The sequence below is a fragment of the Halorhabdus sp. CBA1104 genome, from assembly GCF_009690625.1.
Lineage (GTDB): Archaea > Halobacteriota > Halobacteria > Halobacteriales > Haloarculaceae > Halorhabdus.
In genome coordinates this window covers 771,386-783,688 of sequence record NZ_CP033878.1, presented here as the reverse complement: position 1 = coordinate 783,688, position 12,303 = coordinate 771,386, and the positions used below count along the sequence as shown (strand labels likewise).

Sequence of the window (12,303 nt, the reverse complement as noted above, 5' to 3'; positions counted from 1 at the left end):
GTGGTGAGAATGAGGTTATCAGTCGCAGTCGACCGAGCGAAGCGAGTGTCGAATCGTCTGATAGAACTCATTGTGCCACCTCCTCGGCGTCGGCAACCGCACGCTGGACGGCTGCCTCCAGGGTCTCCTCGACGGTCACCAGCTCTGTGTTGAGTATCTCCATGCCTTCGACGCTGTTGGTCCCTGCCAATCTGACAGTGACCGGATTCGGAATCTCGTCGAACGCTTCCAGGGCGTCGTTGATACCGCGTGCAACCTCGTCGCCGCGCGTGATCCCCCGAAGATGTTGAACACCACGCTGTCGACGTTCTCGTCGGCGAAGACGACCTCTAAAGCGTTGCGGACCCGACCGGCCTTTGCCCCGCCGCCGATGTCGAGGAAGTTCGCCGGCGCCCCGCCGTAGTAATCGACCAGATCGAGCGTCGTCATCACGAGTCCAGCGCCGTTCCCGATGATGCCGACGTTGCCATCTAGGCGGACGTAATCGAACCCGTACTCGCTGGCCATCGATTCGAGGTCGTCGCCGCTCGTTTCGCCCTCCAACTGCGCGATTTCGGATTGACGGAACAGGGCGTCGTCGTCGACGTTGAAGACGGCGTCAGCGGCGACGACCGCTCCGTCGTCGGTGATCATCACGGGATTGATCTCGGCGTCACTGCCGTCAGTCTCGTCCCAGAGGTCATACAGCGTCGAGAGGATCGCAGCGACATCGCCCGCGAATTCGCGCTCGACGCCCCCGTCGTAGACGGCTTTCCGGGCCTGGTACGGGTGTAATCCGTGGGCCGGGTCGACGTGTTCCCGAGCGATCGCGTCGGGATCGCTTTCGGCGACCTCCTCGATGTCGACCCCGCCTTTCGTCGAGACCATTGCGACGGGTTTGCCCGCGCCACGATCCATCGTCACGCCGACGTACAGCTCGGTGACGAAATCGACTGCCGCCTCGACGAGGACGCGATCGACGGTGTAGCCCTTGAGATCCATACCGATGATCTCCCCCGCGGCCTCGCGGGCCTCCTGGGCAGTGTCGGCGAGTTTGATCCCACCGGCCTTGCCTCGGCCGCCGACGTGGACTTGGGCCTTGATCGCGACCGGATACCCGATCGATTCGGCCGCCTCGACCGCTTCCTCGACCGTCGAAGCCAGTCCAGACGCCGGCGTCTGGATACCGGCCTCGCTGAACAGCCGCTTGGCCTGGTACTCGTGCAATCGCATGTGTCCCCCATGGGAAGGGCGGACGCATTAAATCTCGCTTTTTGGTACCGTCTCACAAACATCCGGTGAATGCTGCCGGGTATGCCACCAGAAACCAGTCTGTTTCTCCAGGGTCTGGGACCTACAGCTCGACACTGCCGGGGATGAGGCTGTCTGTGCGGAGCAGTTGGCCATCGACCCCATAGACCAGTAGCGTCTCTTTGTCGTACGTCCAAGCGTCCCCGTCAGTCTCGATCACGATCCGGTAGCGCTCGTCGTCGGCCTCTGCGGCCTGAACGATCCGATCGATCGCATCGAGATCGGCCTCGAGCTCGAAGACGAACGCCCCAGTGTGTCGATCGGCGATACTCAACACACCCCGTGTGTCGTCCTGTAAGCGAAACGCGACGTCGATCTCGTCGTCCGTTAGGGCCTCGTCCTCTGGGTTGTGTAATCGCTCACGAAGCAACGCTGTCGGCCCGTCGTAGGCAATATGCAGCGTCGGGCGGTCGCTCTCTTCGGGTTCGGGGGCAACGGTGAGGCTGAAGTGTTCGCGCTTCATCCGGTACTCGTTGGTATGTGTTCTATTAGCATGAAGGTGACGGCGGCGTCAGGATCGGCCGGGGACCGTCGGTCGAGGTCACGCGGATCGGAATTGGCCACGGGGGCGACCTGTTCTCGCCGCTGAGAATCCGCCGGCCGAATTTAAGTAGTTGGACTTGCAATCCGCAACAAGGCACCACTACGACACTGGGCCAGAACTGACGAATGTCTGACAGCGATCCAGCCATCGACGATGTGGATGTCGGTTCACGCGCCGGTCAGGAGAGCCCTGCCAGCAAGGAAACTGATCGGGTAGCGGACGCGAAGGCGTGGCTCTCACGAGTTGGGCGTGTCCTCGCAGGCTCGCAGGTTGTCACCGAAAACTACGATCCGACGCGCCACGACCGACTGGTCACGTTCGACGGCGACCCGAAAATGGACGAGCTAGAGCGCTACTGGTTGAATGCGCCCTACGCGTTCGCGTCGATCAACCACGATCCCCAACAGGACGAACACTACTACCACGTGGCCGAGCCGAATCTCGACGAGTTCGAGCGGGACCTCCTCGAACGCCTGTTCGAAGACGTACGGGACCCGCTTCTGTACCGCGAGAATGTCGACGACGATCCAGAAGGAGCCCTGCTCGCCGAACTGCGCGATCGGCTCGAAGAGTACGGCGTCAAAGTCCATCCAGAGACCGTCCATCGACTGTTTTACTACCTCTACCGGGAGTTCCAGGGCTACGGGAAGATCGATCCGCTCATGCACGATCCAGCGATCGAAGACATCTCGTGTGACGGGGTCGATCTCCCGATCTTTGCCTATCACGATCGGTACACCGATATCGAGACGAACGTCTCCTACAGCGCGGACGAACTCGACGACGTGGTCGTCCAGTTGGCCCAGCGCTCCGGTCGCCACATCAGCGTCGCCGATCCCGTCGTTTCGACGACGCTCCCGGACGGGTCACGGATCGAACTCGCACTCGGAAAGGAAGTCACGCCACACGGGTCGGCGTTCACTATCCGGAAATACGCCGACGACCCCTTCACGCCGATCGATCTAGTGGAGTATGGCACGTTCAGTCTGGATATGCTGGCCTACCTCTGGCTGGCAATCGAGCACAACAAGTCCCTGCTGTTTGCGGGGGGGACTGCCGCGGGCAAGACGACCTCGATGAACGCCGTCTCGATGTTCATTCCGCCGCGGGCGAAGGTCCTCACGATCGAAGACACCCGTGAACTCTCTTTGTATCACGACAACTGGCTTTCGAGTGTCACCCGCGAGCGCTTCGACGAAGACGACATCACGATGTACGATCTGTTGCGCTCTGCGCTTCGCCACCGTCCCGAGTACATCGTGGTCGGGGAAGTCAGGGGCCAGGAAGCGATTACACTCTTCCAGGCGATGAACACCGGGCATACGACGTTCTCGACGATGCACGCCGACTCCGTTCAGACGGTCATCAATCGCTTGGAGAACGAGCCGATCAACGTCCCGCGACCGATGGTCCAGAGTCTGGACATCCTCTGTGTGCAGGTGCTTGCACGGTACGGCGACGAGCGAGTCCGGCGGGCGAAAGTGCTCGCGGAGATCGAAGGGATCGACCAGCGAACGGGCGAACTCGACTACGCCAACGTCTACGAGTGGAGCCCGACCGAGGACACCTTCGGGGAGAGTAACTCCACGCTACTCGACGAGATTCGAGAGGAGCGTGGCTGGAGCCAGTCCGACTTGCTCGAAGAGCTACGGGACAGACAGCGGTTCCTGCGTGCGATGCGAGACCAGGACGTCACCGACTACCGCCGGTTTACGGCCCAGGTCAACAGGTACTACGCGGACAAAGAAGCCGCCCTCGACGCGATCGAGGGAGACAGCGACACCTAACATGAGTGTCGTCGGGTACCTGCCGCTCGTGGTCGCCGTTACGATCGCGGCGGCAGTCGCCTCAACCCGTCTCAGCAAGCGCCTCGATCGGCTCGTCACTCGGATCGCACGCCGGTACTTCAGCCGATACGTGCCCGCCTCCGCCGAGCGACGCCGGCTCCTCGAATCGGCCTACGTCGATACGACCTACCGGGTCTACGCCGCCAAGACCTACCTGTACACGGCGACCGCCTCGGTCGTCGGTGGCGTCATCGGCGTCTATGCCGTCGGCGCGGCACTGGTCGTGCTCCCGATCGTCGCCGGTATCCTCGCCGAACTCCCTTCTGTCATGGGGGAGGTGCTGGGGGAACGAAACATGGAGATTCTTCTGTCCCCGAATCAGGTCTTCTTCGTCCTGACTGCGGGAGGCGTCGTGTTCGGCGTGCTCTCGGCAATTCTGACCTACGTCTTGCGCTGGCAGTTGCCATCCGGCCACGCGGAAGTCCGCCGGCGGGGGATCAACGAGGCACTACCCAGGACAGTGGCGTTCGTCTACGCCCTCGCCCGCGGTGGCATGGCATTCCCGGAAGTGATGCGAACGCTGGGACGCAACCGGGCGATCTATGGGGACGCCGCAGACGAAATGAGTGTCGCCGTCCGGGAGATGGATCTGTTCGGCCGAGACATGATCTCGGCGGTTCGTCGGACTGCCCACCGCAGTCCCAGCGACCCGTTCCGGACGTTTGCCGAGAATTTAGCGAGTGTGCTTTCGAGTGGCCAGAAGCTCCCACAGTTCCTCGAAGACCAGTACGAGCGACTCCAAGAGGAAGCCGAACAACGACAGGCGGAGGTACTCGAATTACTTGCGACGATCGCTGAGGCGTACGTGACAACGTTGGTGGCCGGGGTGTTGTTCCTGTTTACCATCCTGCTCGTGTTCGGGCTGACGATCACCGACACCCTCCCGATCTTGCAGATGCTGGCGTACGTCATCGTCCCGCTGTCGAACGCGCTGTTCGTCGTCTATCTGGCCCAGAAGTTAGAGGAGCTTGGAGTCGCCCGCGAGAGCGGACTAGAGGCCATTCAAACGGGATCGGAATCGGCGACACGCATGCCAAACACCGCGAGCTCGAAAAGAAGTAACCTGGCCTACGCGGCTGCGGGGCGAGCCCAGCTCGCACTGTACGACCGCGTGGCACGCATCAAACGAGTCTTGCGCCAACCAGTACAGACCATCCTCTGGAACCCGTCACGAGTATTTTACATCACGGTGCCGATCGCGCTGCTGTGGGTTGCGATCTCGCTCCCAGCGGCGGTTACCGAGTACGGGTTCAACCTTCGGCTCGCCGACGACGTGCTCGTCCAGGTGACGATCTTCCTGATCGGGACCTACGCTATTGTCCGGGAGCTATACACCCGACGGATCGACCGTATCGAGGCCGCGACGCCGGAACTCCTCGAACGACTGGCGAGTCTCAACGAAGCGGGGATGTCCTTCGTCGAGAGCGTCGATCGGGTTCGCGATACGGACCTCGGGATGCTGACAGACGAAGTTAACCGTATCTGGACGGACATGTCGATGGGAGCAAACGCGTCCAACGCCCTCCGCCGATTCGGTCGGCGTGTGCGGACATCTTCGACCGCCAGAGTCGTCTCGCTGCTGACCAACGCGATGAAAGCAAGCGGCAAGCTCGGGCCGGTACTCCGGATCGCTGCCACACAGGCCCGGTCTGACCTCCGCATGCGCCGAGAGCGCCGCCAACAGATGTTCACCTACCTCGTGGTCATCTACGTCTCGTTTCTGGTCTTTCTGGTGATTATTTTCGCTGTCCAAGAAGTCCTGGTGCCGAGCCTGCCGAACAACGTTCCCGTTCCGGATCAGTCAAACCGGCTGGGCGTCGACGTCACCGCCTTCGCTCGCCTCGGGCAAGTGAACAAACCGGCGTACACGCTCGTCTTTCTGCATGCCGCACTCATCCAGGGTGTCCTGTCGGGGTTCATCGCGGGCCAACTCGGCGAGGGCACGCTCAAGGACGGGGCGAAACACGCAGCGATCCTGTTGACGATCGCGTACGTCTTGATCCTCGTAGCCTCCTCGCCGGTTGCCTCCCTGACGATGCAAAATCAGCAGGCGATCGGACAGACCGTGACGATCGATTCCGTCTCGACGTCGGAAGGTGGATTCGTCGTGGTTCACGAGCGGACCAAAGACGGACAAGTCGTCGGCCAGACCGGGTATCTGCCCCCAGGAGAGCATACGAACGTCGTCGTCGAGATCGACGAGCCCATACGCACCCAAGCGACGCTCGTGGCCGTGCCACATCAAGACACGGACGACGACGAACGCCTCAGCTACGCTGGCGGCTCGCTCGATCATCCGTACCGATCCAGCGACGGGGCGATCGCCGTCGATGCGAGGATCGATCCCCCCGACGACGGCGAAAACGAGTGAGCCCGTCTCTCGACGTCAACGGCGACGGTGAACTCTCACTGGACGTCGACAGACCCTACCGCTCGGGCGGGGACGCCGTCGCGGTCGAAGCGACGATCTCCCCGGCGGAGTCGGCCGAGACGACTGCGCTCGAACCCGTTGGGGACCCTCTTATCGGGAAAGCGGTCGAGACGAGTCCCGGCTTCGAGGTGGACCAACCGATTGCCGACATCCCGATCCCCGGGAGCGCTTGACGACTCGCTGGTTCGAGCGACTCGTCGAACGTGTCTCGCTCCCCTGTCAATCCCTGGCCAACACACGGTGGATGAGAACGTTTTAGCCGACCGTTGACTGCTAGTCGCCAATGAGCTACAAGATCGGCCTCGTGGGCAAGCCCTCCGTCGGGAAGTCCACGTTTTTCAATGCAGCGACGATGAACGACGTGCCTGAAGGAGCCTACCCGTTCACGACGATCGATCCATCGGTCGGTGAAGCCTACGTCCGCGTCGAGTGTGCCGCCCCCGAGTTCGATCACACGTGTACCCCGAACCACGGCTACTGTGCCGAGGGCGTCCGCTTCGTCCCGACCAAACTGGTCGACGTCGCGGGGCTCGTGCCCGGTGCCCACGAGGGCAAGGGGCTCGGCAATCAATTTCTCTCGGATCTGAACGAGGCGGACGTGCTGGTCCACGTCGTCGACTTCACCGGCGAGACGGATCTGGAAGGCGAACCGACGACGGATCACGACCCGCGTGAGGACATCGACTTCCTCGAGAACGAACTCGACATGTGGTATCTCGATATCTTCGAGAAGGGCATCGAGCGCTACCACTCGGGCTACAACGGGGACGACGGGAATGTCGAGGCTGATCTCGCCGAACAGCTCTCGGCCTTCGGTATCGGTGAAGACGAGATCAAGCAGGTCATCCTCGGCGAAGGGCTCGAACTCGATCCCGACACGTGGGAGGAAGCCGATCGGCAAGCCCTCGCCCGCGAGATCCGGATCCGAACTAAGCCGATCGTCATCGCCGCCAACAAGATGGACACTGAAGCGGCACAGGACAACTGGGAGGCGGTGACGACCGACCCCGAGTACGAGCACCTGACGTTCGTCCCCGTCTCGGCCCACGCCGAGAAGGCGTTGAAGAACGGCGACGAGCAGGGCGTCCTCGAGTACCGGCCCGGCGACGAGGACTTCGCGGTGACGGCTGACCTCCCCGCGGAGAAAGCCGCCGGGCTCGAGGAGATCCGCGAGTTCGTCGGGGCCTACGGCGGGACTGGCGTCCAAAGTGTCCTCGAAACGGCGCTGTTCGATGTGTTGGGGGCGATCGCCGTCTTCCCCGGTTCCGGCGCTCCGAAGGACGACGGGACCTTCCTGCAGGACTGTTTCGTGCTCCCCGACGGCTCGACAGCCGAGGACTTCGCGTACTTCCTGCATACGGACATCGGCGAGGGGTTCCTCCACGCCCAGGACGCGCGCTCGGAACGGCAGGTCGGCGCAGAGACGGAACTCGATCACCGCGACGTCCTCGAGATCACGACGACGAACTGAGACCGCTCGCCCCCGCGCGTCCTAGATGATACCCATCTCGTCCAGACGTTCCGGCAGATACGTATCCGTCACGAAGTCCAGGCCGTAGGAGGCCAGGGCCTGCTGTTCGGATTTCTTGTCGATGTCGAGCTGGAGTTCGATCTGTTCCTCCCAGTAGTCGGTCTGGAACCGTGGGTCCTCGAGTTCGGACTCCAAGGCGTTGATGTCGGAGTCCGCGAGGGGATCGGTCGGCAGATCGTACTCGACGATGTCCTCGGGCTGGACGCCGATGAACTGCGCTTCCGGCGTCGCGAGGTACTTCGAGAGGTGGGCGGACTTGATCGACCCGTACGCAACGGATCCATAGATGCGATACGACCAAGGGTCCCCGTCAGTGAACACCGTCACGGGCAGGCCGAGTTCGTCGTGGAGGCGCTTTGTCAGCCGGCGGGTCGCGCGGGCGGGCTGGCCGCCCAGGTGGACGACTATCGCATTGTACTCGTCGTCAAACCCGTTTTCGACGAGTCGGTCACGCATACCGCCGGTTTCCACACACAGGACGAACTCAGCGTCGTTGTCCAGGAATTCGATCGTGTCGGGGTCGTTGGGGATCTGATAGCCACCCTGGCCCACGTCGTGTTGACAGTGGATCTCCCGGTCGCCGCGGTTGGTTTGCTCGCGCAGGCGGAGGGGGCCCATCACCTTCGCGCCGGACTCCTCGGGACGCATGTGGAACTCTTCGCGGCGGACGTCCGAGACGATCTCCAGGTCCTCGATGAGCTGGTTTGACTCGTCTTGACTCGAAAACTGAGCCTCGTCTAAGTCCCAGGACTCGCTGAGGTAGTACAGTTCACGCAGCGTCGAGGAACGGTCTTCTTCGAGTTGGTTGGCGAGGAAGTCGATCGCGTAGATGACTTTCAGGAGCTTCTGGGCTCCACGGACGCTGTTGGCCGATCGCGTACTCTTCCGGTCGCCGTAGACCCAGACCTTCTGCTCGGGGTCGTACTCGATGTTGGTCTTGGTCCGGGTCGGGACGTCCATGTGCGGGACATCGCCGCGCTCGAACTGGTCGTAAAACTGTGCTGCCAGATCGAGCAACCGCTCGCGGGCGTCCCCCTCGGTCGCGTCTGTCGTCTCGCTTGATTCAGTGCTCATTGTTCACCGTCCACGGTCAGTTTCGCGCTCTCGATCCCATCCACCGAAATGTCGAAGTCGGCGTCGCCATCGATCTCGTAGGTCAGGGCCGCCTCTTCGCCGCTGGCGACCGTTGGCGACCACTTGAGGAACCATTCGCCGTCCATCTCGACGACACGAGCGTCGTCGCCGTCCGCGTGTACGTCGTCTGGTTCGACCGTGACGATATCCGTAATCTCCGGCTCGGCGTTCGCCGAGTCGTTGTTCTCGACGACCAGCCGGACGGTGCCGTCTTCGACCTCCCGCTCGATCAAGACGTTGTTCATGATCCGAGCCAGCGAGTCGTCGATGTCCAAGGCTTTTCGACCGGTTACCGCGGAGAGTTTGGTCGCCATCTCGGGAAGGATCGTCCCGAGTTTGTCCTGCTTTTCACGGCGCTTTTGCATCGACCGGCGCTTGTTGAGGAAGGACTTGAGTTCGCGGGCGGCCTCCCTGATGGCGAGTTCGATCTCGTCTTCGATCGCGGGCACGTTCGCGATAGCGTCCTTCGATTCGCTGGTGAAGGGCACGTTCGTCGAGGCGACGTGAACCATCACGACGGCCGGCCCGTTGGGCAGGCCTGATCCGCCGGGCTGATCGAGGCCGTAGTTGCGCCAGTTGATCGTCTTGACGACGTCCGTCGTCGCACAGGCCCCACGCTGATAGACCAGCGGCACGCGGTTGGCAAAGCGCATCACGTCGACGGCGCCGCCGTCTTCCAGATCGCCCCCGTAAGCGATCCCGGCCTCGACGATAAATGGGTCGCCACCCGATACCGCGGCATCGCGGGTCGCCGCGGCGTAGAAGTCGGCGTCGAACTCCTTGCGCAGTCCTTCCTCGACTAAGCGCTCGGTGATCGGGGCCAGACAGTCCGTCGGCGGGGAGATGATATCTGTCTCCCGCATCGCTTCGAGGAGTTCCGAGGCCGTATCGCGCCCGTCTGCAACAGTCGAGACGTTCGGCGGCTCGTCGGGAACGGTCACCATAACGTCCCAAATCGCTTCGCAAACGTTCTCACGCGCGGTCTCGCCGATCGTCGCATCGTCGTACTCCTCAGTGCTCTCTGCGGCTCGCTGGACGTACTCCTCGAGTTCGTCCCGCGTACAGCGGTGGCGATTGTCGTCGCTGTCGAGGAACTTCGTGGCGATGCGATCGGCCAGGCCGTGCAAGGTAGCGTCGTCCTTCCGAGAACTCGTCGCGGCCTCGACGAGCCCGTAGAGGTCCGAAGCGAGGGTTTCGCGGGGCTCACCGTCGTCAGTGTCCCCGAGAAGCGCCGCCCAGGCAGCGGCTGTGGCTTTCTCTCGGACCGTACTTCCGAAGGTCGTTCCGAATCCCTCGGCCGCATCCTCGGCCGCCACGTCGACGACCGCCCGGAGTTCGTGGTGGGCGATCCGCTCGCGGTCACCGATCGTGTCAGCAACCTCACGGGCAAAGGACTTCGTGGCGTCTTTGCCCTTGTTGGCGACTGCAGCCCGGACGGTAACCTCGAGATCGCCCTCGTGGGCCTCGGGCGGTCGCCAGGCCATTTCACGACCGAAATGCCGGTCCCGGAAGTTGTTCAGGACCTTCTCGGCGGTCGTTGCACCCACGCGGGTGAACTCACCCTGCATGAATCCGGAGATCGAGTAGGAGTCCGTCGCCTCCAGCATCTTCAGGAGAGTGCCGAGTTCGACACCGTGTGGGTGGGGCCTGATCTCCTCGGTCTCGGCGGGCAGTGTAGCTCCCTCGGCGCGTTCGAACTTCAGCGGGTCGTCGATGTTCGGTTCGACGAACTCGATGCGGGCGTGCGGGTTGACGACTGCCGTATGCTTGATGTAGTCGTGCAATTGCTGACGGGCTCGCAGATTGGCCTCCATTTCCACCTCGATGCGGGTCCCGTGTGGGCGATCCCACGTGGTCGTCTCGTCGACGCTGATCTCCGGCTCGTTGGTATCTGTGTCGATGATCAACTCGAAGTAGTGGGCCGTCTCGCTGCCGTTCGTTCGTGACGTGATCTTCGCCGGTTTGCCGCTGGTCAATTGTGAATAGAGGACGGCTGCGCTGATCCCGATTCCCTGCTGGCCGCGATTTTGCTCGCGTTTGTGAAAGCGGCTGCCATACAGGAGTTTCCCGAAGACTTTCGGGAGTTGCTCCTTGGTGATTCCGGGGCCGTTGTCCTCGATGACGAGACGATAGTAGTCACCGAGATCCGCTATCTCGACGTAGATATCCGGCATGATATCGGCTTCCTCACAGGCGTCTAAGCTGTTGTCGACGCCCTCTTTGACGGCCGTGACCAGCGCCCGGGCGCCGGAGTCGAACCCGAGCATGTGCTTGTTCTTCTCGAAGAACTCGGCGATAGAGATCGAGCGCTGGCTCTGGGCCAACTCTTGGGCGATCCCCTCCTCGCCGAGTGTCGACTGCCTCCCTGACATCCTGTAGAAAGTGCAACCGTCCCGTGGTTAAAGACTTCCCGATGGCCGGTCACCGCCGGCGGAGACGTTACTACTCAGCGGCTTCGAGCGTGACTGTCCGGGCCTCGTACTCTTCGAGGAACGCGCCAGTGCCACCGATCGTGATTTCGCCTTCGTCCGTCTCGATGAGCAACGAGTGCTCGATCGGGAACTCGTTGCTAATCGGATCGACGATCCCCTGTCGCGTGTCGGCTACCCGCCCAGTAACCGTCTCTGTCTCGCTGTCCTCGGAGCTATGCAAGGCTTCGACGCAGGCGTCGATCGCGTCGCCGTCACGCAACCGGAGGGTAGCTTCGAAGACCGCCTGTTCGAAACTCTGGTAGGTTTGGGGGAGTGGTGCCGGATCGATAACCTGGACTTGCTCGGCCGAGACCCAGAAATTCGCCAGGAACGAGCCATACAGCGTCGGGACGATTCGCTCTTGGACGAGCGAAATCGCCTGCTCGTCGCTGTTGGCCGTCGTCATCATCTCTGAGGAGGAGACCATCCCGAGATCCCGATCGGCACCGAGGATCACGGGAATCGATGCGTCCCAACTCCGGACGACACTGGCGATCGGCCGGTCGTAGCCAGCCAGTTCTTCGAGATCCGGTTCAGCATTCGTCACCAACAACAACACGAGGACGCCCCGATCGACGGCATCCTGGAGTTCCTCCGCGACGCGGGAGACAGACGAATACGGGATCGATAGCCCGACACGGCGGTCGGCCTGGCTGATGTACTCGTTGATTCGCTTGAGGACGGTAACCCGGGACTTGATGACGTCGAAGCGCTGGGGCCTGGCCTCGGACTCGGAGTAGCGGCGTTTGAGAGCTGGCTGAATCTCTTCGAGGCGGTTCGAGAGTAGTTCGATCACTTCCTCGGGAGGTTTGGCGCGGATTTTCGTCGGAACGACGTGATCGTTGACCTCGACGAACCCCTGTTCTTCGAGTTCTTCACAGACGCTGTAGACGTAGCGTTTCGAAACGCCGGTCGCATCGGCGATCGTGCTGGCCTTAGCTTCGCCGTTTTCCAGCACGGCCAGATACGTCTGGATCTCCGTCTCGGAAAGCCCGAACCGCTCTAGCTGTGTTCCGAGCGTCGAGTCGTCGATTTCAGTCATTGGACCGGATACC

The 12,303-nt window shown here is 62.1% G+C and carries 8 protein-coding genes and 1 pseudogene; 4 read left to right on the top strand and 5 right to left on the bottom strand.

Annotated elements, in window-relative coordinates; genetic code table 11:
* Positions 1-67: 67 nt before the first annotated feature.
* Together sucC and Hrd1104_RS04045 are read right to left on the bottom strand one after the other, a co-directional pair.
* Positions 68-1,212: pseudogene (gene sucC / locus Hrd1104_RS04050) on the bottom strand (ADP-forming succinate--CoA ligase subunit beta).
* 121 nt (positions 1,213-1,333) lie between these two features.
* Positions 1,334-1,753, bottom strand: coding sequence for a DUF5793 family protein (locus Hrd1104_RS04045; protein ID WP_154551547.1), 420 nt, complete (start codon positions 1,751-1,753; stop codon positions 1,334-1,336).
* A 206-nt stretch (positions 1,754-1,959) separates the two neighbouring features.
* On the opposite strand from Hrd1104_RS04045, the gene Hrd1104_RS04040 reads away from it, so the two are divergent.
* The 4 genes from Hrd1104_RS04040 (at position 1,960) to Hrd1104_RS04025 (ending at position 7,583) form a co-directional block, all read left to right on the top strand.
* Positions 1,960-3,621: a type II/IV secretion system ATPase subunit gene (locus Hrd1104_RS04040; protein ID WP_154551546.1), complete on the top strand. Its 1,662-nt coding sequence runs from the start codon at positions 1,960-1,962 to the stop codon at positions 3,619-3,621.
* Position 3,622: 1 nt separating this feature from the next.
* Complete coding sequence (locus Hrd1104_RS04035; RefSeq protein ID WP_154551545.1) at positions 3,623-6,052, top strand: type II secretion system F family protein; 2,430 nt, start codon at positions 3,623-3,625, stop codon at positions 6,050-6,052.
* Entirely contained in the window at positions 6,049-6,285 is a 237-nt protein-coding gene (locus tag Hrd1104_RS04030; RefSeq protein ID WP_154551544.1) for a hypothetical protein, read from the top strand. The genes Hrd1104_RS04035 and Hrd1104_RS04030 overlap by 4 nt, the downstream gene beginning before the upstream one ends.
* Before the next feature lie 110 nt (positions 6,286-6,395).
* On the top strand, positions 6,396-7,583 hold the full coding sequence (locus Hrd1104_RS04025; RefSeq protein WP_154551543.1) for a redox-regulated ATPase YchF: 1,188 nt from the start codon (positions 6,396-6,398) through the stop codon (positions 7,581-7,583).
* A 21-nt stretch (positions 7,584-7,604) separates the two neighbouring features.
* Here the strand turns inward: Hrd1104_RS04025 and Hrd1104_RS04020 are convergent, their stop codons facing one another.
* The 3 genes from Hrd1104_RS04020 to Hrd1104_RS04010 all read right to left on the bottom strand — a co-directional run bounded on the left by Hrd1104_RS04020 (position 7,605) and on the right by Hrd1104_RS04010 (position 12,281).
* Complete coding sequence (locus tag Hrd1104_RS04020; RefSeq protein ID WP_154551542.1) at positions 7,605-8,717, bottom strand: DNA topoisomerase IV subunit A; 1,113 nt, start codon at positions 8,715-8,717, stop codon at positions 7,605-7,607.
* On the bottom strand, positions 8,714-11,149 hold the full coding sequence (locus Hrd1104_RS04015) for a DNA topoisomerase VI subunit B (protein WP_154551541.1): 2,436 nt from the start codon (positions 11,147-11,149) through the stop codon (positions 8,714-8,716). The genes Hrd1104_RS04020 and Hrd1104_RS04015 overlap by 4 nt, the downstream gene beginning before the upstream one ends.
* Positions 11,150-11,219: 70 nt before the next feature.
* Positions 11,220-12,281: a TrmB family transcriptional regulator sugar-binding domain-containing protein gene (locus Hrd1104_RS04010; RefSeq protein ID WP_154553188.1), complete on the bottom strand. Its 1,062-nt coding sequence runs from the start codon at positions 12,279-12,281 to the stop codon at positions 11,220-11,222.
* Between the last annotated feature and the right edge of the window lie 22 nt (positions 12,282-12,303).